Origin of the sequence: Chryseobacterium potabilaquae, from assembly GCF_902728265.1 — a bacterium.
Taxonomy (GTDB): Bacteria; Bacteroidota; Bacteroidia; order Flavobacteriales; family Weeksellaceae; genus Chryseobacterium; species Chryseobacterium potabilaquae.
Map to the genome: position 1 here is coordinate 11,313 of NZ_CACVBR010000033.1, position 22,591 is coordinate 33,903.

Here is a 22,591-nt window from a genome sequence, read left to right on the forward strand (position 1 = left end):
CTTTATATGTTAATAAACAGAGTTTTATTTGTTAAAATTGGGTTAAAGTAGCATGAATGCAACATATTAAATTAAACATTAAAATCTCTTTTAGGATTAAAAATATAAATTAAAATAAAGAAAAATAGAGAAAAAGCCAAGAAATACTGATAATAATGCTTGGCATTTTGAGACCTTACTAAAGTTTCTGAAGATGATGCTTTTTTATTAAGAGCTTCTATAATTTTTTCAGGAGCTTCAGTCATATTGTTCCCATCTATGTACGAGCCTCCTGTGGAGGTTGCCATACTTTTAAGAGCATCGGTCTGTCTTTTAGAAATCACTGTTTCTCCATTAATATTGGATTTATATCCCATGAGTTGTCCAAAAACATATTCTGGAACCGGCCCCCCTTCATCAGAGCCTATCCCCACTGAAACAATTGTAATTCCTTCTTTATTGGCTAATTTTATTGCTGCATTATCATTCCCTTCATTATCTTCTCCATCGCTTAATAATACCACTTTTCTAGAGCCCTTACTTACATTTTTAAATTTATCGGCTGCAATTTGCATTCCTTTTAAAAAATCAGTCCCTTGAATCTGCATTGTGTTAGTCTCAATAGCATTAATGTAGGTCTCTGCCGAATTATAATCTGTAGTCAAAGGCATAATAGAAGTAGCCTGTCCTGCAAATATTACGATCCCTACTTTATCATTTTTCATTTTCTGCATCGCATTGATCATGAGATTTTTGGCCTCATTTAAACGACTCGGATTAATATCTTCCGTATTCATTGAATTGGAAACATCCAACATGAAAATTACATTATTCAATCGTTGATTCGTCTTTATCTCTTCTGAACCATTTAAAAGATCAATAATAGAGAATATCAAAAACAAGGTTGCTAAAAGATATAAAGCAGGAAAAAACTTTGTGAAATTTGATTTTTTCTCAAAAAGGTCTTCATGAAATTTATTATCCGCAAAGATCTCTTGTTTCTTTTTTTTCCATTTTAGATAACGAATTAAAAAAGAAGCTAGTAAGGGTAAAAATAGCAATAATAATAAACACCAATAATTTCCTAAATACCAATCCATCAGCTTAAAATTTTATAAATTACCCATCTTAATAATGCATCAATAATTAACATGGCTAAAGCAATCCACAAGAAAAATTTAAAATATTCTTCATAATTATATAGCTTGGAAACTTTCACATCCGATTTTTCCAACTGATTAATTTCATTATAAATTTCTTCCAAGCTACTATTCGAAGTTGCTCTAAAATATTTTCCCCCTGTCTCTTGTGCAACCTCTCTAAGCGTATTTTCATCGATAGTAACTTCTGTTTCTGTAAAAATCAAATCTCCAAAAATATCTTGCGATGTTGGCATCAATGCATATCCGTTCGTTCCTATACCAATTGAATATACTCTTATATTATTATTTTTTGCCAATTCAGCAGCAACTTGTGGTGGTATTGCATTCTGTATATTACTTACTCCATCAGTCATTAAAATGATGACTTTACTTTTTGCTTTACTTTTTATTAAATGATTTACAGCCACAGAAAGTCCTTCACCAATAGCTGTTCCTGGTTCCAAGCCAGCAGAACTTAAATGCTTAATCTCATCAATAACAACTTCATGATCGGATGTAACTGGCACCTTCGTAAATGCTTCTGCAGCGTATGCCACTACACCAATTCTATCATTGGGACGTTTTTGAACAAATTTTACAGCTATATCTTTCAGTGCCGAAATACGATCTGGGGTTAAATCTCGAGAAAGCATACTCAATGAAACATCGATAGAAAGCATAATATCAACCCCTTTCGTATCATCTCTATCTTGTGAAATCGTAAAGGTTCTTGGCCTGGCCATCGCCACAATAAGGGCAGAAAGAATAATATATTTTGAAAGGGTAAGTAGAAAAAGAACCAACCGAATATTTCCATTACTGTTCATATTTTTAACAGTAGGAACTTTTATACCTTTTACTTTCTTTTTACTTATATCTCTAAATAAAAGAGGTATAAATAGTAAAAAAAGTAACAGAAACCAGGGGCTGTAAAACTCAAAATTAAACATCCTTTCTTAAGTTTTCAAATTCTAAATCTTTGGAAGATCTTTTTACAAATGCTTTGATATCCGTAAAATCTTTTTCCATTACTTCTTGGTTTGGAAATGTTTTCGCAAACTTAACCATGTCACCTCTTAAAAAAACATCTTCTATTACTTTCTCATTTTCTTCTGAAATGGTATTATTTTTTTTCATGACATCAATAAGATCATCCGTAAGAAGTACTTCGGCAGGTAAATGATATTGTTTTGTAATAAATTTTCTAGATATCTCAATCAATTCTATATAAAATAAACGATAGTTTCCTCCCTCAATATACTTTTTCTTTTTAAGACTATCTAACTCTTTTAAAGTTTGGTTGGTTGCTACAATTGGGGATTCTTTAGCTTTTCTACCCCATTTTACAAATATGATAATAGCAATAATAAGTGCAATAATGGCAATGGCAGCTAAAATATAGAATTTATATAGCTCCCAATAATCTTGGGCTTCCAACTTCACTTCTTTATTGTTCATAATATCAGTGATTTGGTCTCCTTTTTGAGCTGTATTAATAACATCCACTTCATAAGAAATGGTTTTAAAAATCCTGTCTCCCACTTTAAATTCTAATTCCGGAATAGTGAACTTTCCTTCTTCAAAAACGGCAAACTCAATTTTTCGCTCATACATATTTTGGTTTTGCCCAATACTGTCTTTGGTTTCTTCAAAATGGAAAGGAAGCAACTCATTTTTAGGAGCAGCTATTACTTGTTGATCACCAATATTATCAATTCTTATAATAAAATGATCCAGCTCTCCCAACGCAATCGTCTTTTTTTCAAGATTGGAGGAAAGTATCTGTGAAAAAGCATTAGCACAGATAAATAAGCATAGTATAAGTAGTATTTTTTTCAATTTACGTAATAAATTTTCTAATTATTCTCAATCTAAAGAGTGATAAAAATATTTTAATGCTATTTTTTTTGAAAATAATTATATAATAGTTTTGAATAATCTGCACCGGTATTAATATTCATAAACCCTGCAGAACTGTTTACAAAGTCTTCTTCTAACATTCTAATTTTCTTCTTTTGCGCTTCTGCAAATGTATATCTCCATCTTACATCAGATGTATTTGCCCAAACTTGTTTTCCTGTTTCAGAATCATATAATAAAGTATATCCAATATCTGGAATCTCATTATCTTTTTCATCATAAACTCTCATTCCCAATAAATTATGTTTCCTGGAAGCCACTCGTAATATTTTGGCATCATACTCATCTTCAAAATCGGAAAGTAAAAAAACCAATGATTTTCTTTTAAAAATTCCCATCATATATTCTAATGCCTTATCAATTTTAGATTCAGCGGGAATATAGTCTGCCGTTAAAATATTACTAATAATGGAAAGAATATGTTTTCTTCCTTTTTGCGGTGGTATTACTTTATAAACCTTATCAGCAAATAAAATCAGTCCCACTTTATCATTATTCCCTGCTGCAGAGAATCCTAAGCTAGCAGCAATTTCCGCAACAAATTCTCTTTTTAATTGGGTTTTAGTTCCATAATCCATTGAAGCAGAAATATCAATCAATAACATCATGGTTAGCTCTCTTTCTTCCTCCATTACTTTTACAAATGGCTCACGAAAACGAGCAGTCTTATTCCAATCGATTCTCCGAATCTCATCACCAAACTGATAAGGACGAACTTCAGAAAATGTCATTCCCTGGCCTTTAAAAGCACTATGATATTGTCCCATTAAAGTGGCTTCCGTCTTTTTACGGGTACGAATTTCTATTTGCTTTACTTTTTTTACAATATCTTTTATTTGCATACAATAGTTTAGGGTTTGAGCTCTATTGACACATTGAACCATTCATCATCAAACTTTGGATTATATTTTTTATAAAAATTGATAGCCGGTTCATTCCAATTTAACACCTGGAAAACCATTCCGCTATATTGCTTAGATTTTCCATATTCCAATGTAGCCTCAAACAATTTTTTCCCAATCTGCTTTCCTCTCATTCTTTCTGTTACTACCAGATCTTCAAGATATAGTCTTCTTCCTTTCCAAGTAGAATATCGATCATAATATAATGAAATACCTACAATTTCTCCATTTATCTCGGCAACAAAAGCTCCCCAAACGGGATCTTCTCCAAATCCATCTTCAATAAATTGCTCTAGGTCTAACGTTACTTCATGTAACGCTTTTTCATATTCAGCAAGCTCTCTGATCAAATGTAGCATCTCAGCACAATCCTCTCGGACTGCTTTTCTAATAAATGCCTCACTCATTAGGGCGCTTGAATTTTTGCTAAAATCCTTGTAATGATTTCTTCTGTAGAAATTTCTTCTGCCTCTGCCTCAAACGTTAGCCCCATTCTATGCCTTAATATATCCTTCGCCAATTCTTTTACATCTTCCGGAATAACAAAAGCTCTTCCTTTTAAAAATGCATACGCTCTAGATGCAATGGCTAAATTAATAGATGCTCTAGGAGACGCTCCAAAACTAATATAATTTTTAAGTTCAGAGAGTCCATATTGTTCAGGATAACGCGTAGCGAAAACCATATCTAGAATATATTTTTCAATTTTTTCATCCAAATAAATCTGATTAATAAGTTCTTTGGCATCAAGAATATCTTGAAGAGAAATTACAGGTTTAACAACTGGCTGATGGGAAGTAGAAACCATTCTCATGACCGTTCTTTCATCTTCAAAACCTGGATAATCTATCGTGCATTTTAACATAAAACGGTCGCTCTGTGCCTCAGGTAAAAGATAGGTACCTTCCTGATCTATTGGATTTTGAGTAGCTAACACTAAAAAAGGTTTAGGAAGTGTCATGGTCTCATCTCCAATAGTAACTTGCTTTTCTTGCATCACTTCTAAAAGAGCAGACTGAACCTTTGCCGGTGCCCGATTAATTTCATCTGCAAGGACAAAATTGGCAAAAACAGGTCCTTTTTTTATTGAAAAATCATTATCCTTAATATTATAAATCATCGTTCCCACAACATCTGCAGGCAAGAGATCCGGAGTAAACTGAATCCTTGAAAAGTCACCATGAACAGCTTCCGACAACGTTTTTATGGCTAATGTTTTAGCCAATCCAGGCACTCCCTCCAATAAAATATGTCCATTCCCTAAAAGCCCTATCAAGAGACGATCGATCATATATTCTTGACCAATAATCACTTTATTAATTTCTTGTCTCAGAAGAGTAAATAAATAGTTTTTTTCTTTTATTTTTTCTGTTAACTGACGAATGTCTTCTGCTTGATATGTATCTGACATAGCTTAATGTAATAATAATTGGTAAATTTCTAATAAATACTTGCATTAATCAACACAATGAATGCCATTTTTGAGTTAAAATTTGTTAAATATTCTAATGTCTTAAATAGAGTAAAAAAATAGGCGAATAGCCATCATTTATCTATAATCTCCTATTTTTTCTTAAAAAGATATAAAATTCATGGGAATCTCTTATTCAAAAATTGTCACTTCCAGTTTATTAAACTATTTTTGAAGATTAAAAATTTGGTAAAATGAATTATCATTTTCAAGCCCATAAACAAGTCAGAAAAAATCTTTTGGATATTTTGCAAAACACATCTCATGAAGATCTTTTGCATATTCCTGATGGTTTTAATAATAATATGTACTGGAATATTGCGCATACTGTGGCAACCCAACAGCTCTTACATTATTATTTAAGTGGTAATCCTTTTAGAATTGACAAATATTGGATCGAAACATATAAAAAAGGAACGCTTCCTAATTTAAATGTTAAACAGTCAGAAATTGAAGATTTAGAATTTTTACTCACTGAAACTTCAAAAATTTTAATGAAAGACTATGATAACGATTTTTTTTCAGATTATACCCCTTATACTACAAGCTTTGGAATGGATTTGAAAAGTGTTCAGGACGCTATTATCTTTAATAATATGCATGAAAGTCTTCACTATGGGTATGTAATGGCACAAAAGAGAGCCATTTTAGGAGAGAAATATTAAAACAAACAATAATAAGAAAAGTGTTAAAAGCTATAAGTTATAATTCTAATAAATTGAATCTTAGCTTTACAATTTAACCTTATACATAAAAATTTAAACAAATCAATGAAAGACGATTTTATTTTCGGGCTTCGTCCCGTAATTGAAGCGATTGAAGCAGGAAAAACAATTGACAAGATCTTTGTGCAAAATGCATTGCAAGGTCCTATTTATGCAGAATTGAAAGCGATTTTATCGAAAAATAAAATCCGTCCGAATTATGTTCCGGTAGAAAAATTAAATCGTATTACGAGAAAAAACCACCAAGGTATTATCGCCTTTATTTCAGATGTTCCTTTTCATAAAATTGAAGACATTGTACCTCAGCTATTTGAAGAAGGAAAAACACCTTTTCTATTAATTTTAGATAGATTAACGGATGTGAGAAATTTTGGGGCTATTTGTCGAACAGCAGAATGTGTGGGGATTGATGCTGTAATTATCCCTGAAAAAGGGGCTGCACCTATTAATTCTGATGCGATTAAGACTTCTGCAGGAGCTATTTATAATGTTAAAATCTGTAAAGAAGCTAATTTAGCTCATACGGTAGACTTCCTCCAACAAAGTGGAATTTCTATTTTTGCTGCGAGTGAAAAAGCACAAAAACTGATTTATGACGTAGACTTTAAAGAGCCATGTGCTATAGTAATGGGAAATGAAGAAACAGGTATTTCTAAAGAAGTATTGCATCATTCTGACGAAAAAATAAAATTACCTATTGAAGGAAAAACACAGTCTCTCAACGTTTCTGTAGCCTGTGGAGCTATTTTATATGAGGCTGTAAGACAAAAAATGTCAACCACTATCAATCTATAAAATAGAAACCTGGATATCTTGATCTGTATGTTTATTTAATTTATATAAAATGTAAAAATTAAATCTCATAGGGATCAATACAAGACATTCTAGAAAATATAAAAAAACAGTAGTAAAGTAAAAATTTAAAAATCAAATGAAAAATATAGTAGTATTAACCCTTATATCATGTGTCGCCTTATTTTCTTGTAAGAAAGAAACAGCAAAAGTGACTAAAGTTGATCCTAAAACAGGAAAAACAATCACCGTAGAAGTTCCTGCAGATTCTGTGGCAAAAGTGGAAGAAAATCCGGCAATTAAAGATTCTTTAGGAGTTTTCACACAGTCTTTTAAACTTGAAAAAGGAAAGACGTATCCACTCACTACTTATCAGAGAGATGTAAAAACAATGACAGATCCACAAGGAAAATCAATCACTGCCACTAGTGAGTCTACCGATGAAATGTCTGCTACGGTAAATGATATCAAAGGAAATGTTTATGATATCACACTTAATATTATAGCTAAAAGAAACTCTCAAAGTGCTCAAGGTAAAACCATAATTGTTGATACCAAGCAATCTATTCCAAAAGAAGATGATCTTAAGATGATCTGGAATATTAATAAAGCTTTGACAAATAATAAACTCAACCTGAAAATGGATAATAAAGGAAATGTAATCTCCATTACAGGTTTTGAGCCCGTATATACAAAAGTATCTACTGCGGTAGGAACAATTGTAAAAGAAGCCAATCAAAAAGCAAGTATTGTTGCTAGCTTAAAAGAAACATTCAATGCAGAAGTTCTAAAAGACCAATTAAATAAGAATTTAATTCTCATCCCTAAAAAAGGAGCGAAAATTGGAGAAAAATGGACTAAAAGTGAGAATGCAGATCCTAGTGGTAAAATTAAAATAACCTCAAACTACATTTTAAAAAGTGTAGGAAATGGTGTAGCAGAAGTTTCTCTTACCGGAGGAATTCCTAAAAAAACAGAAAAGAAAAAAGATGGAGAGATTACCCATAGCCTTAGCAGTGAATTGGTACAAAACGGAACCATTAAATTCGACCAGGCTACAGGATGGATCACCAATCAGAATATTACTGTGAAAACAACTCAGATTGAAACTATTTCTGATGGAAAACAATCTCAATCTATGAAAAGTGTTTCCAATTCTTCTGTAATGGTTAATCCTTCTGCAAAATAATGTTGAAGATTTAAATTAAAATTATGAAGTACATTTTTGAGTTAGTACTCGCCACCATCATTATCTATTTTGTATGGAATATTCTTAAAAGGATTTTCTTTAAGACTTTCCATAATTATCTTTTTAATCTTAATAAAAATAATCCTAATAGACCGCAACAGGATATCAAAAACTCAAATAATAATCCAAAACAAAAAATCAATTGGGATGCCGAAACGGTAGATTATGAGGAAGTGAAAGATAATAATGAAAAAAGATATTAATTTGCAAAAAAATAAAAGATAATAACCAGTAATATGGCGAAAAATAAAAACTTAATTTATATTTCAATTGCATTAGTTGTATTTATAGTTTTAGCATTCTTATATTCTACTCCTGTATTTACAGGAAAACAACTTTTCCAGCATGATATCGTCCAATACAGAGGAGGAGCAAAAGAACTTCTCGATTATAGAGCAGATACCGGAAAAGAAACGTATTGGAGTGATTCTATGTTTGGAGGAATGCCTACCTATCAGATGGGAAGTAGATTTGAAGGAGATATTATCAAAAAAATTGATAGTTATTTAAATTTTCTACCAAGACCTGTTAATTATCTTTTTCTTCTTTTTGCAGGTTTTTTCCTATTGGGAATGGTCGCTGTGAGAAATTGGAAATACGCTTTATTAGGGGCTACCTTTTTTGGATTATCCACCTATTTTTATATTATCATTGCTGCAGGGCATAACGGTAAAGTCAATACGATTGAATATTTTGCCCCTCTTTTAGCAGGAATTATACTCGTTTACATCCGAAAAAAATATATCTGGGGATTTATTGTAACCACATTATTTATGGGGTTACAGATAGCCGCCAATCATCCACAGATGACCTATTATCTTTTCCTTGCACTAGGTTTTTTATTCTTATCAGAATTAGTTAGAACTATTCAGAAAAAAACACCTTTAAAACACTTTCTAATCTCTTCAGGAATTATTGCGGCTTCTTGTATTATTGGGGTTGGAATGAATTCTCAACGAATTTTGGCCAATTCAGAGTATGTGAAAGAAACCGTCCGTGGAAAACAAATTCTGGCAAATGACAGCCATTCTCCAACAAAATCCGGAATGGATAAAGAAAGTATCCTGATGTGGAGTTATGGAAAATTAGAAACGCTTAATCTTTTCATTCCAAGATTAATGGGCGGCGGAAGCCAAGAGCCGGAAGGGAAAGAAATGATGAATAGAGTCCAAGAATTAGTGCAGGATAATGTGACTTCTCAAGCAGAAATGGACAGAATTTCAAAAGGATTTGGCGGAATGACCTATTGGGGAGATCAACCTGGAACTTCCGGCCCGGCTTACCAAGGAGCCATCGTTTGTTTTTTAGCTCTTTTAGGATTTTTCTTTGCTTGGAAAAAATATAGCTATTGGATTTTGAGTGCTTCTATTTTAACTATACTATTAGCCTGGGGAAGTAATTTTATTATTTTATCGGATTTCTTTATCGATTTCGTTCCATTTTATAACAAATTTAGAGCGCCTTCATCTATATTAGTGGTCGTAGAGTTATTGTTTCCATTCATAGCCATGCTAGGCTTGTATAGATTCTTTACAGACAGACAACTTGCTCAAGAATACAAACAAAAAATACTTCTATATGTAAGTGGTGGTACTTTAGGACTTATACTCATTCTTTTACTTTTCGGAAAGCCTTTATTAGGTTTTTATACAGAGAATGAAAAACTATATCTCCCTCCTTTTCTTCTTGATTATTTAACTGATGAAAGGTTTAAGCTATTCAAAATTGATGCAATAAAAGCTTTTATGTATGTTGCTATTACTGCGGTTGCTTTATTTATGACATTAAAGCATAAGCTAAGCCAGAATATAGCCTTGATTATCATAGGAGTAGTCAGTTTATTTGATCTTTGGACTGTAAATAAACGTTATCTAAATGATGATAATTATGTTGATAAAATTTTCGCTGAACATCCTTTTCAAACGGAAAGTTCAGATCTTTTAACTGAAAAAGTTCAAGGAAATCCCAATCTTGAATCTATTTTAGCTAATGTGAATGTTAACAAAACACTTGAAACCATTGCTGAAAAAGATAAAACCCATTACAGAATCTTCAACAATATTTTGGGAACATTTAGTGAAACAAATACGTCTTATTTCAAATCTTCTATTGGTGGTTATCATGCAGTTAAATTAAGGAGATATGATGATGTAATCAATGAATATTTCCAAATAATGGATTCTGTAAAAGTGCCTAATCTACTTAATCTTTTAAACGCAAAATATTGGGTTGTAGGAGGTCCTGAACAACCACAGACCATACCGAATCCCCATGCCAATGGAAATGCATGGTTTGTAAGTAACCTTAAATTTGTCAATACTCCGAACGAAGAAATCAAGTCTATAGGTTTGATTGACAATAAAAAAACAGCAGTTATTTCAGCTTCAGATAAAGAATATTTTACTGGAAAAAAAATAGAAACAGATTCTACAGCTTTCATTAATTTAACAAAATACCAGCCTAATGAACTGGAATTTAAATCTCAGTCAAAAACACCACAGCTTGCCATATTTTCTGAAGTGTATTATCCTCATGGTTGGAAAATGTTTATTGATGAAAAGGAAGTTCCTTATATAAAAGCTGATTATTTCCTTCGAGCCGTACACATTCCCGAAGGAAATCATCGTATCCGAATGATTTTTGAACCTGAAGTTATTGAAAAAGGTAAATGGCTTTCTTTATTTTCCTTTGGACTGTTTATAGGATTGGGCATTTTAGGTATTTTCTGGATGAACAAAAAGAAAAAAGAACTTGTAGAAGAGACTGCATAATTAAAAAATATAAAGTTCTATATTTATAGCTTCATGGAACAGAAAAAAATACTGATCATCACCTACTACTGGCCTCCTGCGGGAGGTCCTGGTGTTCAAAGATGGCTAAAGTTTGCTAAATATTTACCCGATTTTGGTTGGAAACCCGTCATTTATACACCTGAAAATCCTAGCTATCCATTGCTGGATGAAAGCTTATTGAAAGATGTTCCTGAAAATATTGAAATAATAAGAACAAAGATCTGGGAACCCTACCAATTAGCAGAAAAACTAAATAAAAGTAACAAAAAATTTAAAGCCGGACAGTTTGATGTGGGCAAAAATCAAAGTTGGAAATCAAAACTTTCGATTTGGATACGCGGAAATTTTTTCATTCCCGATGCAAGAGTTTTTTGGGTAAAACCTTCTGTGAAATTTTTAGAACAATATCTACAAGAAAATCAAATTGAGTTTGTAGTAACTTCAGGGCCCCCTCATTCATTACATTTGATTGGTTTAGATCTTAAAACAAAATTTCCTCATTTGAAATGGATTGCAGATTTCCGGGACCCTTGGACAGAAATTTCATATTACAAGCATTTAAAACTCACTAAGAGTGCGGATAAAAAGCATCGAAATTTAGAACTTAATGTCTTCAAACATGCAGATATTACTTTAGCCACAAGTTATACAGATGCAGAAAACTTCCGTAAGGCCGGAGCCAATGCAATTTGTATTACCAACGGTTTTGATGAAACTGATTCTTCTAGAATAAAAACACTTCTAAAAAGTGAAAAAACAAAATTTACTTTGAGCTATATTGGAGTGCTAGAACAGCTTAGAAATCCCGAAAATTTATGGAAAGTACTGGAAGATTTAGTACGTACTAATTCTTCGTTTGCAGAAAACTTTATTCTAAAATTTGCAGGAAGAGTTGATGATAAAATTTTAACATCTCTTGAAAATTCTAATATAGCCAATCATATTTTGAATTTAGGGTATCTTTCTCATGATAAAGCAATTGAGGAAATGCAGGCGTCAGATATGTTGCTTATTACCAATTTTCCGAATGAATCTTCAAAAGGTATTATACCCGGAAAAATATTTGAATATTTAGCAACGGGAAAGCAAATTATTTCATTTGGGCCCTCTAACGCCGACGTGGATATCATCTTAAAAGAAACTAATGCAGGTAAACATTTTAATTACAACGATTTTGAAATTATTAAAATTTTTATTCTAGAAAAGTTTGAGCTTTGGAGGCAGGGGCAAAATATTCAAAATATTCAAAACATTGAACAGTTTTCAAGAAAAAATCTGACTAAAAAACTCGTGGATATTCTAAGCTAATAGTCTATTTATTAGCATAAAGACAAGGAGAATATTATAAGTATTAAACATGTTATATTAAAATATGCATGCTATTTAGGGCTCCGGATTTTCCTCGATTTTTTGAAGACCTTTAACGGTAGGGCCTGTTAACATTTTTCCATTAACATTAAACCTCGAGCCATGACAAGGACAATCCCAAGAAAGCTCAGCACTATTCCAACGAACCTCACATAATGCATGAGGACAGGTGCTTTTTACAAGATGAACTTTCCCATTAGTTTCTTTATACAAAGCATAAGATTCACCCTCGTATTGTATAACTTTGGCTTCGCCTGACTTAATTTCGCTTAGGGAAATAATTTTTTTGGTAAAAAGTTTATCCTTCATAAAATCAAATACAACTTCACTACCCTCTTTTACAAAATTAGAAAATCCCGCTATAGGTTTTATTCGGGAAGGGCTGAATATTTCTTCATACTTACTTTTTCCTAGTATAATTAAATCAGTTAAAATCTGTGAACTTATCGTTCCGAAGATCATTCCATTTCCTCTAAATCCCGTAGCCGTAAATATTTTCCCGTTGCTTCCCGGCAGTTTACCAATGTAAGGAAATCCATCTACAGGTTCATAATATTGGCTGGACCAACTGTAATAAGCCGTTTCAACATTAAAATGTTGTCGTACATAATTCTCCAATCGAGAAAAGCACTCTCCTGTATTTTCTTCATGACCTGTTTTGTGATCCTCACCTCCCGCAATCAGAAGATTTTCACCATTTATTTCCTGAATTCGATAATAATGATAAGGTTCGTTAAGATCATACCCTAGCTCCCAGGAGTAATGATTATCTTTTAAACTAAAAGCAATAGCATAACTTCTGTATGCTGCATTTGTGAAATGTAAAACATTTAATCCTGGTGGAATGTGTGTGGCATATACAAGATATTTGGCCTTAACCTCCCCTTTTGAAGTTTTCAACATCACAAAATCTTCATGTTCATCATGACTTTCACAAAGACAATCTTCCTGAATAATTCCTCCAAGGCTTAAAAAAACATCACCTAAGCCTCTACAGTATTTTATAGGATGAAACTGTCCTTGATCCGGAATAATTACAGCTTCTTCAAAAGGGATCGGAAAAGGAATTTCATTAACGTATTTCATCTCATGCCCCACTTTTGATGCTCCTTCTACAATATCTTTCAATTTTTTTTGCTGATCTTTATTCAGAGCAAAAAGATATGCAGCCTTTTTGGCGAAGTCACAGTTGATGGTGAAATTCTTAATGTTGGTTTCGATCATTTCAATCGCTTCTTTTCCCACTTCAGCAAATAATTTGGCATTACTCAATCCGAAATCCTTAATAGCCTCTGTATAAGTTGTATCGAAAAAATCATTTAAATGTGCCGTGGTTCCACCTGTTGTTCCGAAACCCATATTTGCAGCTTCCAGAAGAATACATTTTTTACCCGCTTGTTGAAGTTTTAAGGCAGTTGAAATCCCGGTAATTCCTCCGCCAACAATTATCACATCATAAAGTTGCTGAAAGTCTGCTTTTGAAGAATACCTTTTAACTTCTTCCTGCCATATGCTTTTCCTTGCTCCATCTCTATACATGACTTAATTTTTTAGGAAAGATTTATTTAATATGTAGGGTATCACTTTTAGATTTCATATTTTTCCTGTTATTTTTTTCATTTTCTTCGTACTTATATTGGGGTTCTTCTTCCTCAAAATCACATTTGCAAGAGTTTAAAGTACATAAACTCAAAATTCCTAAAATAAAAGCTGTTGTTTTCATAATTAATTTATTTAGTGTACATTTTTATCCGTTGACTATTAACCCTCCATTTGGGTGAATAACCTGTCCCGTGATTTGGGCTGCCTCATCACTTGCTAAAAAAAGAAAGCTTGAGGCTACCTCTTCTGGAGAAGCATTCCTTTCTAATGGTGGTTTATCGGGATTCTCTTCTTTCTCTCCAAAAGTTTTCTTGGTAAGAGGAGTCGCTACAGGTCCAGGAGCAACCGCATTCACTCGAATTCCCTTAGGCTTTGCTTGTAAAGCCAAAGACCGTGTGAAAGAAATAACAGCACCTTTCGTTGCGGAATAGTCCAACAATTCAGGATGTCCTTGATAAGCAACTGCAGAAGTAGTATTAATTACAGAGTTACCTAATTTTAAATAAGGAAAAACAACTTTCGTTAAGAGAATCATTCCTATAATATTAGATTCAAAAGTCTTTCTTATATCCTCTTCCTTTAAATCTTCAATGTTGCCGGAAGGAAATTGAACCCCTGCATTATTTACTAAAATGTCAATTCCCGAAAGTTCGGAAACAACTTTTTTTGTAGTTTCTTTACAGAATTGATAATCATTAATATCTCCTTGAAAAATAATAGATTTTCTACCAAGACTTTCAATTTCAGACTTTGTTTTTTCGGCATCTTCATGGTTAGAATGATAAATAATAGCAATATTTGCTCCTTCCTTTGCAAAAAGCAGGGCAACAGCCTTTCCTATTCCACTATCGGCGCCCGTGATAAGAGCTGATTTATTCTCTAATTTTCTCATGGTAAAATTTATCTTTAAATCCCGAAATTATGTTATCATCTCTCTATATTTAAAGTATTAAAGTCATTAATCACACCTTCTTTTAGTGAGATTACACGATCTATATCTTCATTCATATCTATATCAACTTCATTAAAAAAATCAGCATCTGCCAGCTCTGATAAAAGAACAGTGATTGAAATTCCGCTATCTTTCAATTCTTGACGCATAGATTCTGACCACGATATAATAAAGGCTTGTGTGCCATGATGTACGGAACGCCAAGATCCGGAAGTTTTGCTCTCTTCAGAAACTAGATTTAAAATCTTTCCTGATCCTTTGGATAAACGGTCTTTCAAAAATAGTCGGGTGAGGATAATAACGGAAACAATGTTTAAATTCACAATATCAATCTCACGATAAATATCCGTGTCTTGAAATTTTCCACACACATCTTGCCCTGCATTATTCACTAAAATTTCAGGACTTATTCCATTTAACTTTAATTCTGAATATAAAGAATATACATCTTCCGGAATAAAAAGATTTTTTGCGGTCGTAATTATATGAACTCCCAAATTTTTGAATTCATCAGCTTTTACTTTTAATTCATCATGATTTCTCGCCACCATTACCAAATCATACCCTTGCTTTGCAAACCATTTTGCCAATTCATATCCAGCCCCTTGAGTAGCTTCTGTAATCAGAACATATTGATTTTTACGTTCCATGACTTATCTATATTAAAATTAACAACTGATTAACCTCACTCTTAAAACATCCTAAAATAAACTCTGTGTAATACAATTGAGCGTCTAAACCTTGGGTTTTAGGATGAAGTTCTAGCTTTTTTGTTAACACAATTTCTCCTTTATACGCAAATGAGAAAAAAGCAAAAATTTTATACGATGAACTGCGATTAGGTGTACAATAGCCTGTTGTAGCAATAGTCCAATCAGCTTCAAAAAGTTGGGCAGCATTTAAAGCCATCGTCTCGGTTATATCTTCGGACACACAGTCGCATTCTTCCGCTTCGTGATGATCTATATTGAGTAATCGTACTTTTTCGGATAAAGCATATGCTGTCATTCCTCCTTTATAAAAAAGAGAAGCATTAGGCATTTGAGAAAAAGCTACCTGCAGACAACCGGAAGTAACACTTTCTACCACAGCAATAGTATCACCTGCTATCATCAAAGACTGACTGATATATTCTAAAAGATTTTTTTGAAATTCCATATTTTTAATATTTAGGATGAAATTTTCATTTTACCTGTTGAAAATTTCTATCCGATTCAAGCTCCCAAACTCTATGTTTAGCTATAGCATCAATAAATTTATCCGAAGTATTTTCATCTTCCGGAACAACAATGGCCGGATCTATATGTGTTTTTAAGCTAACGTTGCTTTTCATATACAGAGGTTCGGTTGCTTTTCCGAAATAAATAGCCTTACAATGTTTATAAGCTTCGTTGATAAAATGCAAAACCAGATGTTGATGCTCAGGATGTAAAAGTCCTTTTACCGAATCTTCCCCAGCAACAATACATATAGCATCAAAGCAAACACTTGCCGTACTGGTAAGAGAATGTTTCGGAACTAATAATGACCCATCATCCATTTTTACAGCCCCTAAACTAGGTGCTATAATTTCCACTGAAGCTCCTTCCGTTTCTAATTTATTTTTTAAGTCATTTACCATTTTTCCATGAGCACCATGAGTCATGATAAAACCAATTTTTCGTCCTTTAATAGTATCTTTTACTGTATTTTTCATACTTAAGGCGTCCGAAACTTGAGTGTGCCCCTCCCTTTCTTCACTTTGCAACTCAATGGGATTGCTCTCTGCCGGAAGACTTTGATTGGGAAATTCCACGTCTTTAACTTCTACACCTATTTTTTCAGCCACTTTTTCAGCTAATTTTTTATTAATATAATTTAATTGCCCTACCATTCTTTCTCTGATTTCCGGAATAGTAACTTTTGATAATTCAAAGATTAAAGCATTTTGAAGGTGATTTTTTTCGGGGACGGATTGACTGTTATAGAATAGTTTTGCCTGTGAATAATGATCTACAAAGCTTTTATTTCTCTCTCTTATCTTTACTCCTGATACTCTTTCTGGAGAAGAGGTAAAGCCTCCTTCGGACATCGTCGCCTGAAACGGACAACCACCCCCTATAGAATTGGGTTCGTAGCTAATCTTTCCTTTCACAATTTGGTGTCTCATATGCCCATCCCGCTGATTATTATGAACCGTATTAAGTGATTTATTAATCGGAATTTCATGAAAATTGGGAGACCCCAATCGTGATAACTGAGTATCTGTATAGGAAAACAATCTTCCTTGCAATAGCGGATCATTACTAAAATCAATACCAGGAACAAGATGTCCGGGATGAAAAGCAACTTGCTCAGTTTCTGCAAAAAAGTTATCTGGATTTTTATTTAAAATTAGAGTTCCTACAATTTCTACAGGAACCTCTTCTTCAGGAACAATTTTTGTGGGATCCAAAAGGTCAAAATCAAATTTGTCCTCATCTTCTTCAGGAATTAACTGTACTCCGAAATCCCATTCCGGAAAGTTTTTCATTTCAATAGATTCCCAAAGGTCTCTTTTATGAAAGTCCGGATCTACACCTGAAATTCTTTGAGCTTCATCCCAAGCTACAGAATGTACTCCTAGTTTGGGCTTAAAATGAAATTTCACAAAATGGACTTTACCTTCTTCATTAATAAACTTAAAGGAGTGAACTCCAAAACCCTCCATTCTACTAAAACTCCTTGGAATTGCTCTATCACTCATCAACCACATGATCATATGCATGCTTTCCGGCATCAAAGAAATAAAATCCCAAAAAGTATCATGGGCAGAAGCTGCTTGTGGAATCTCATTATCCGGTTCAGGTTTTACGGCATGTACTAGATCAGGAAACTTCATAGCATCCTGTATAAAAAAGACCGGCATATTATTCCCCACCAAATCATAATTCCCTTCCTCTGTATAAAATTTTATCGCAAAACCCCTTACATCCCTCGCTAAATCAGTGCTTCCTTTACTTTTTGCAACGGTTGAAAATCTCACAAAAACAGGCGTTTCTTTTTCTACTTCTGATAAAAATTTTGCTTTCGTATATTTTGCTAAACTTTTCTTCAAAATAAAAACTCCATGTGCACCAGACCCACGTGCGTGAACAACTCTTTCAGGAATTCTTTCATGATCGAAATGGGTAATTTTTTCTCTTAAAATAAAATCTTCGAGTAAGGTTGGCCCTCTATTGCCTGCTTTTAAAGAATTCTGATTATCACTAATGCTTATCCCTTGATTACTGGTTAACATTTCCTTTTCATTTGACGTTGTTGAAGATTCAAGTTGTTATATCTTCTTATCTGTCAATGGATTATGTTTCATGTTTTTAATATTATTTGTGAGTGGTATATTTTTTAAAATAATGAAAGTCTTCCTCATCTTTAATAGAGAGATAAAACATAAGTTGTACAGGTTCTTTCTTTCCAATACAATTGAAGCCATCAAAATGGGCAATTAATGCCCTCATAGTATCAATGGGTGTATCATGTAGAATAATGAATAATAAAAAAATATCTTCCTTTATTTCCTTTGCAAAAATTACAGTTCCCTCTTCAAACCAATCTCCTTCATTTTTAACTTCTTCAAAATGCTCTTCTTTCAATATTTTTATTATTTTTCTGTAATCCATAAGTGTTCAATGTCAATAGTTGTATAAGCCATATAGAGCCCTCTACTCTATATGGCTTACTATTATAAACTAACTTTCGTGTATAGCGTCGAAATTAATATAGGTTTCAGCGATCTCGGTGAGTTCATAGTCTGTATCCTCTTCTTCTTGAAGAGTTTGCTCTAGAAGATCTGCTACTTTATCATGTCCCATTGTAATCGCAAGTTGAGCAAGTCCGCCATAAGTAGCAATCTCATAATGTTCCACTTTCTGAGCAGCAATAATAAGTGCCGCATCACGTGTCATGGAGCCATCTTCAGTGGCTTTTATAATTTCTTCTCCTTCCTTTATAATTCCTTTGATTGCTGCACATTCTTTTTTTTTCAGGCTTTTCATCAAGGAGTTGAAAAATTTTTTCTAAACGCTTTATTTGCTTTTTTGTCTGGAACTGATGATCTTCAAAAGCTTCTTTCAGTTCTTCTGTGGTAGCTGCACTTTGCATTTTTTCCAATGCATCAACAATTTCGCTTTCGGCAAAATAAATATCTTTAAGAGTAGTAATAAAGAACTTATGAAGAGAAGTATCCTTCATCTCACTTTCTTGTATTGCTGTATTTCCTTCCGTCATTATTTTCTTTGGATCTTTAATCACTGACGAGGAAGCATTTGTATCTGATGTTTTAGTTGCCATAATATGTAATAATATTTGGATGATTTTAAAAGATTACCTCTTTATCAATCAATAAAGAGGTAATCGTGAAATAAGAATTATGAATTACGTCTGCCTCCAAATCCAGATCTCCCTCCTCCATGAGAAGCTTGACCTCCCATACGGGCAATTCTGGTACGCTCTGCCTTACTCATAGAAGCAAAACCTCTTCTGGATGTACCATTTTGAGAATTTGAACCTCTTCCTCTACTAGAAGTACTATTTCCGGAATGGGATCCTCCTCCTTGTGAGCTGTTGTTATGGGATCCTGAAGATCTTCCACCACTATGAGAAGCTTCACTTCCCATTCTATTGGTTCTTGTACGTTCAGCTTTACCACTACTACCTCTTCGGGATGCTCCACCTCCCGAAGATGATCTATCTCGAGAGTTTGAACTTGAACCTCTACGAGATCCACCACCCGAAGTAAATCTTCCTTGGCTGTCTCTTTGTTGATCTTGATTATTACTTCTACCTCTAGTACTATATTCATTATTGTCCTCTTCATTATCATCTTCATAATCATCATAGCCTCCTTCGTCATCGTCTTCGTAATCATCATAATAATTTTCATAATCTGAAAAATCATCATCATAATCTTCGTTATCGGATGCATCATTAAAACCGTGATCGTAACCTAATTGATACACTTCTTCTAAGGTCGATCTTTCATTATTTGAATTATGGGAAGAATGACTTCCTGAGTTTCTAGTGTTCATAACTAATTTTTTTTATAATTAATATTAAATGATAGGTTTACAATCCCTGACTAGTATAGAATTGTAAAAAATATAATAAACTGAATAGCATAAAAATAAATTTTTCGATCTTTCATTTTTACTATTTTGTCTTTTTCCATTATCTTTATTGTTCTAATTGTCGTTTCTATACGCAATCCTGTGAAACTGGCCAATTGCTGTCGGGTAAAAGGTATTTTAAATGAGAAAGGAAATTGATCTTCTTCAAAACTTTTAAAATGAAGCATAATTCCCATAATTCTTTCGCTAGGATTTAGTGAAGAATTATTCTTTAGCATTGTATACTGATAATCCATACACTCAGAGATATTTTTGCAGAGATCCAAATAGAGTTGAGGATTATGTTTTAAGGTATCCATAAAGCATTCTTTATGTAGCCTCATAATTCTACAGTTTGTTATAGCTACAGCTCCTATTGTATATAATTTCTCTGTGAAGAGGCAGAATTCGCCAAAACTCTGATCTTGAGTGAATATATTAAGGATCAGTTCTTTCCCATCTTGATTAAAATTATTTAGTTTTACTTCACCTTCCAATATAAAGTAGTAAAACCTTGGTGAATTTCCTTCATGAAAAATATATTCACCATTATTATATTCTATTGTCTCAGCTCCTACGGAACTTAAAAATTGTTCATTGATAAGCATGATGTGTTGATTTTGATATGATTAATTTTTATCAAATCGTCCTAGTAAATTATAATCAAATGTTAATGCAGAAATGAAATAATTTATTATTACAATTTTTCACCAAATAGTGAAAAAAAAGCAACAGAAAGCTGAAACAAAATTCAATGTGAACAAATACTCATTCGTTCTTAAAAAGAATCGTATTAAAATTTTCTACTCTAAGAAATTTAATCTTTTTCAATAATAAAACCGTCTTTAGGTATTCTAAAAAGCTTGCAAAAACTATTTCTTTTTTATAGAATCCACGTGAGGAGGCATAGTATCAGACGGGTGAGAAATATTTGAAGAATCTAAAGACGTTTTAGGTATATCCAATAATGCACTATCATTAGCTGGTAGGTTATTATTAGGTGTTTGAGAACTTGGAATATCTCCTTTACAACTGACGACCAAATAGGTCGAAAATAAGAGGAATAAAACAATTGATTTCATAATTTTAAATTTTGTGATGTGGTGTGATATAAGTATGTATGACAATAATATCTTATACTTACAATTCAAAGGTATAGAATAAAGAAAGAAAATATTATGATTTGTATCATAATTAGAGATGATAGTATTTCTTTTAAATATTTTTAACATTTTATTACAATATTGTTAAAAATATACAAAAAAAATAGAATAAAACAATAATCTATCAACATCAAATTATAGGGATTCAATTGCAATACCAAGCCTCTTATAAGAAAGAATAACAGCTTATTATCATTTTATTTGTTTTTATTGAATGATTAATTGTAGTATAAGCAAAAGGCCAAAGGTTAGAGCCACCTCCTAAGTCATTGCTCAGTAAATAGAATTATAATTTAACCTTTACCCGGTAGAGGTATTTTTTAGAATATCCATGCCTATAAATATCTCATTAAAAATTCATTCTAGATAATCATTGAACTCATAATAAAAAAATCTTTTATTAAATTTGAGTATGGAAGTTTTGGATATTCTCATTATCGGAGGTGGCCCAATTGGTCTAAACTGTGCACTTGAAGCCCAGAAAAATACTTTATCCTATTTAATTATAGAAAAAGGGACCATTGTCAATTCCCTTTACAACTATCCTTTATATATGAGATTCTTCTCTACCGCAGAAAAATTGGAAATAGGAGAAATCCCCTTCATTTCAACTCATCCCAAACCTGGCAGACAAGAAGCATTAGAATACTATCAAGGAATTGCAAGACAGAAAAAAATTAATATCAATCTCTACGAACGAGTAATAAAAGTCGCCAAAGAAAATAATGTATTCACAGTAAAAACTTCAAAATCGAGATATTATGCCCAATCTGTTATTATTGCTACTGGTTTCTATGATATTCCCAATTTAATGCATATTCCTGGAGAACATTTACCCAAAGTAAAACACTACTATACAGAACCATACCCTTACGCTAAACAAAAAATCGCCATAATTGGTTCAAGTAATTCAGCGGTCGATGCTGCTCTCGAAACTTATCGAAAAGGAGCCGAAGTCACCATGATCATCCGCCATTCTGAAATCTCACAAAGTGTCAAATATTGGGTAAAGCCCGATATTGAAAATAGAATTGCAGAAGCAAGTATTAAAGCTCACTTTAATTCCGAAGTCATTGAAATTAAAGAAAATTCTATAATCTTCAGAGACCCAAATGGAGATATCCATGAAATTGAAAATGATTTTGTACTTGCCATGACAGGCTATCTTCCAGACTTTGATTTTTTAAAAGAATCCGGTATTAAACTTCAAGGAGATTGTATGAGTCCTTTTTATACGCCGAAAACAATGGAAACCAATGTTAAAAATCTTTATCTTGCCGGAGTCGTTTGTGGAGGCAAAGATACCCACCTTTGGTTTATCGAAAATTCAAGGATCCATGCCCAAATGATTATTCAAAATATTCTCAATAAAGATCAAGACCAATAATAAAAATCTCTACACAATCTAAGG

The 22,591-nt window shown here is 32.8% G+C and carries 25 protein-coding genes; 7 read left to right on the forward strand and 18 right to left on the reverse strand.

Annotated elements, in window-relative coordinates:
• Positions 1 to 71: 71 nt before the first annotated feature.
• From CHRY9293_RS14345 to CHRY9293_RS14370, 6 genes are read right to left on the reverse strand one after another with little or no spacing between them, the layout of a single operon-like run.
• Entirely contained in the window at positions 72 to 1,079 is a 1,008-nt protein-coding gene (locus CHRY9293_RS14345) for a vWA domain-containing protein (RefSeq protein ID WP_162033608.1), read from the reverse strand.
• Positions 1,079 to 2,071 carry a VWA domain-containing protein gene (locus tag CHRY9293_RS14350; RefSeq protein WP_162033609.1) on the reverse strand — a complete coding sequence of 331 codons (993 nt, stop codon included), beginning with the start codon at positions 2,069 to 2,071 and terminating at the stop codon, positions 1,079 to 1,081. Before CHRY9293_RS14350 ends, CHRY9293_RS14345 begins: the two co-directional genes overlap by 1 nt.
• Positions 2,064 to 2,960, reverse strand: a complete 897-nt coding sequence (locus tag CHRY9293_RS14355; protein ID WP_162033610.1) for a hypothetical protein — start codon at positions 2,958 to 2,960, stop codon at positions 2,064 to 2,066. Before CHRY9293_RS14355 ends, CHRY9293_RS14350 begins: the two co-directional genes overlap by 8 nt.
• Positions 2,961 to 3,019: 59 nt before the next feature.
• Positions 3,020 to 3,883, reverse strand: coding sequence for a DUF58 domain-containing protein (locus tag CHRY9293_RS14360; RefSeq protein ID WP_162033611.1), 864 nt, complete (start codon positions 3,881 to 3,883; stop codon positions 3,020 to 3,022).
• 8 nt (positions 3,884 to 3,891) lie between these two features.
• On the reverse strand, positions 3,892 to 4,350 hold the full coding sequence (locus CHRY9293_RS14365) for a GNAT family N-acetyltransferase (protein WP_162033612.1): 459 nt from the start codon (positions 4,348 to 4,350) through the stop codon (positions 3,892 to 3,894).
• On the reverse strand, positions 4,350 to 5,354 hold the full coding sequence (locus tag CHRY9293_RS14370) for an AAA family ATPase (RefSeq protein ID WP_122546620.1): 1,005 nt from the start codon (positions 5,352 to 5,354) through the stop codon (positions 4,350 to 4,352). Before CHRY9293_RS14370 ends, CHRY9293_RS14365 begins: the two co-directional genes overlap by 1 nt.
• 254 nt (positions 5,355 to 5,608) lie before the next feature.
• Between CHRY9293_RS14370 and CHRY9293_RS14375 the strand changes: the two genes are divergently transcribed.
• The 6 genes from CHRY9293_RS14375 to CHRY9293_RS14400 all read left to right on the forward strand — a co-directional run bounded on the left by CHRY9293_RS14375 (position 5,609) and on the right by CHRY9293_RS14400 (position 12,280).
• Complete coding sequence (locus CHRY9293_RS14375; RefSeq protein ID WP_162033613.1) at positions 5,609 to 6,079, forward strand: DinB family protein; 471 nt, start codon at positions 5,609 to 5,611, stop codon at positions 6,077 to 6,079.
• Positions 6,080 to 6,184: 105 nt separating this feature from the next.
• On the forward strand, positions 6,185 to 6,934 hold the full coding sequence (rlmB, locus tag CHRY9293_RS14380; RefSeq protein WP_162033614.1) for a 23S rRNA (guanosine(2251)-2'-O)-methyltransferase RlmB: 750 nt from the start codon (positions 6,185 to 6,187) through the stop codon (positions 6,932 to 6,934).
• A 136-nt stretch (positions 6,935 to 7,070) separates the two neighbouring features.
• Entirely contained in the window at positions 7,071 to 8,120 is a 1,050-nt protein-coding gene (locus CHRY9293_RS14385; RefSeq protein WP_162033615.1) for a DUF6263 family protein, read from the forward strand.
• Positions 8,121 to 8,143: 23 nt separating this feature from the next.
• Positions 8,144 to 8,383, forward strand: coding sequence for a hypothetical protein (locus tag CHRY9293_RS14390; RefSeq protein ID WP_185153222.1), 240 nt, complete (start codon positions 8,144 to 8,146; stop codon positions 8,381 to 8,383).
• 33 nt (positions 8,384 to 8,416) lie between these two features.
• Complete coding sequence (locus CHRY9293_RS14395; protein ID WP_162033616.1) at positions 8,417 to 10,951, forward strand: YfhO family protein; 2,535 nt, start codon at positions 8,417 to 8,419, stop codon at positions 10,949 to 10,951.
• Positions 10,952 to 10,984: 33 nt separating this feature from the next.
• Positions 10,985 to 12,280 carry a glycosyltransferase family protein gene (locus CHRY9293_RS14400; protein ID WP_162033617.1) on the forward strand — a complete coding sequence of 432 codons (1,296 nt, stop codon included), beginning with the start codon at positions 10,985 to 10,987 and terminating at the stop codon, positions 12,278 to 12,280.
• 75 nt (positions 12,281 to 12,355) lie between these two features.
• Here the strand turns inward: CHRY9293_RS14400 and CHRY9293_RS14405 are convergent, their stop codons facing one another.
• The 12 genes from CHRY9293_RS14405 to CHRY9293_RS14455 all read right to left on the reverse strand — a co-directional run bounded on the left by CHRY9293_RS14405 (position 12,356) and on the right by CHRY9293_RS14455 (position 21,099).
• On the reverse strand, positions 12,356 to 13,879 hold the full coding sequence (locus CHRY9293_RS14405) for an FAD-dependent oxidoreductase (protein ID WP_162033618.1): 1,524 nt from the start codon (positions 13,877 to 13,879) through the stop codon (positions 12,356 to 12,358).
• Between the two features lie 22 nt (positions 13,880 to 13,901).
• Positions 13,902 to 14,063, reverse strand: a complete 162-nt coding sequence (locus CHRY9293_RS14410) for a hypothetical protein (protein ID WP_162033619.1) — start codon at positions 14,061 to 14,063, stop codon at positions 13,902 to 13,904.
• Between the two features lie 24 nt (positions 14,064 to 14,087).
• Positions 14,088 to 14,834 carry an SDR family oxidoreductase gene (locus tag CHRY9293_RS14415; protein ID WP_162033620.1) on the reverse strand — a complete coding sequence of 249 codons (747 nt, stop codon included), beginning with the start codon at positions 14,832 to 14,834 and terminating at the stop codon, positions 14,088 to 14,090.
• 35 nt (positions 14,835 to 14,869) lie between these two features.
• Positions 14,870 to 15,544: an SDR family NAD(P)-dependent oxidoreductase gene (locus CHRY9293_RS14420; protein ID WP_228455547.1), complete on the reverse strand. Its 675-nt coding sequence runs from the start codon at positions 15,542 to 15,544 to the stop codon at positions 14,870 to 14,872.
• Between the two features lie 7 nt (positions 15,545 to 15,551).
• Positions 15,552 to 16,052 carry a CinA family protein gene (locus CHRY9293_RS14425; protein WP_162033621.1) on the reverse strand — a complete coding sequence of 167 codons (501 nt, stop codon included), beginning with the start codon at positions 16,050 to 16,052 and terminating at the stop codon, positions 15,552 to 15,554.
• A 25-nt stretch (positions 16,053 to 16,077) separates the two neighbouring features.
• A complete protein-coding gene (locus CHRY9293_RS14430) occupies positions 16,078 to 18,153 on the reverse strand; it encodes a catalase (RefSeq protein WP_162033622.1) in 2,076 nt (691 codons plus the stop codon).
• Positions 18,154 to 18,235: 82 nt separating this feature from the next.
• Positions 18,236 to 18,532: a hypothetical protein gene (locus tag CHRY9293_RS14435; protein WP_162033623.1), complete on the reverse strand. Its 297-nt coding sequence runs from the start codon at positions 18,530 to 18,532 to the stop codon at positions 18,236 to 18,238.
• Positions 18,533 to 18,601: 69 nt separating this feature from the next.
• On the reverse strand, positions 18,602 to 18,907 hold the full coding sequence (locus tag CHRY9293_RS18840) for a YciE/YciF ferroxidase family protein (RefSeq protein ID WP_238476827.1): 306 nt from the start codon (positions 18,905 to 18,907) through the stop codon (positions 18,602 to 18,604).
• Entirely contained in the window at positions 18,828 to 19,202 is a 375-nt protein-coding gene (locus CHRY9293_RS18845; protein WP_238476828.1) for a YciE/YciF ferroxidase family protein, read from the reverse strand. Before CHRY9293_RS18845 ends, CHRY9293_RS18840 begins: the two co-directional genes overlap by 80 nt.
• 77 nt (positions 19,203 to 19,279) lie before the next feature.
• On the reverse strand, positions 19,280 to 19,939 hold the full coding sequence (locus CHRY9293_RS14445; protein WP_162033624.1) for a KGG domain-containing protein: 660 nt from the start codon (positions 19,937 to 19,939) through the stop codon (positions 19,280 to 19,282).
• Between the two features lie 50 nt (positions 19,940 to 19,989).
• Positions 19,990 to 20,625 carry a Crp/Fnr family transcriptional regulator gene (locus CHRY9293_RS14450; protein WP_162033625.1) on the reverse strand — a complete coding sequence of 212 codons (636 nt, stop codon included), beginning with the start codon at positions 20,623 to 20,625 and terminating at the stop codon, positions 19,990 to 19,992.
• 264 nt (positions 20,626 to 20,889) lie between these two features.
• Positions 20,890 to 21,099: a hypothetical protein gene (locus CHRY9293_RS14455; RefSeq protein WP_162033626.1), complete on the reverse strand. Its 210-nt coding sequence runs from the start codon at positions 21,097 to 21,099 to the stop codon at positions 20,890 to 20,892.
• 493 nt (positions 21,100 to 21,592) lie between these two features.
• Between CHRY9293_RS14455 and CHRY9293_RS14460 the strand changes: the two genes are divergently transcribed.
• The gene (locus tag CHRY9293_RS14460; RefSeq protein ID WP_162033627.1) at positions 21,593 to 22,567 is read left to right on the forward strand and encodes a YpdA family putative bacillithiol disulfide reductase; all 975 of its coding nucleotides are present in this window, start codon (positions 21,593 to 21,595) and stop codon (positions 22,565 to 22,567) included.
• Positions 22,568 to 22,591: the final 24 nt, after the last annotated feature.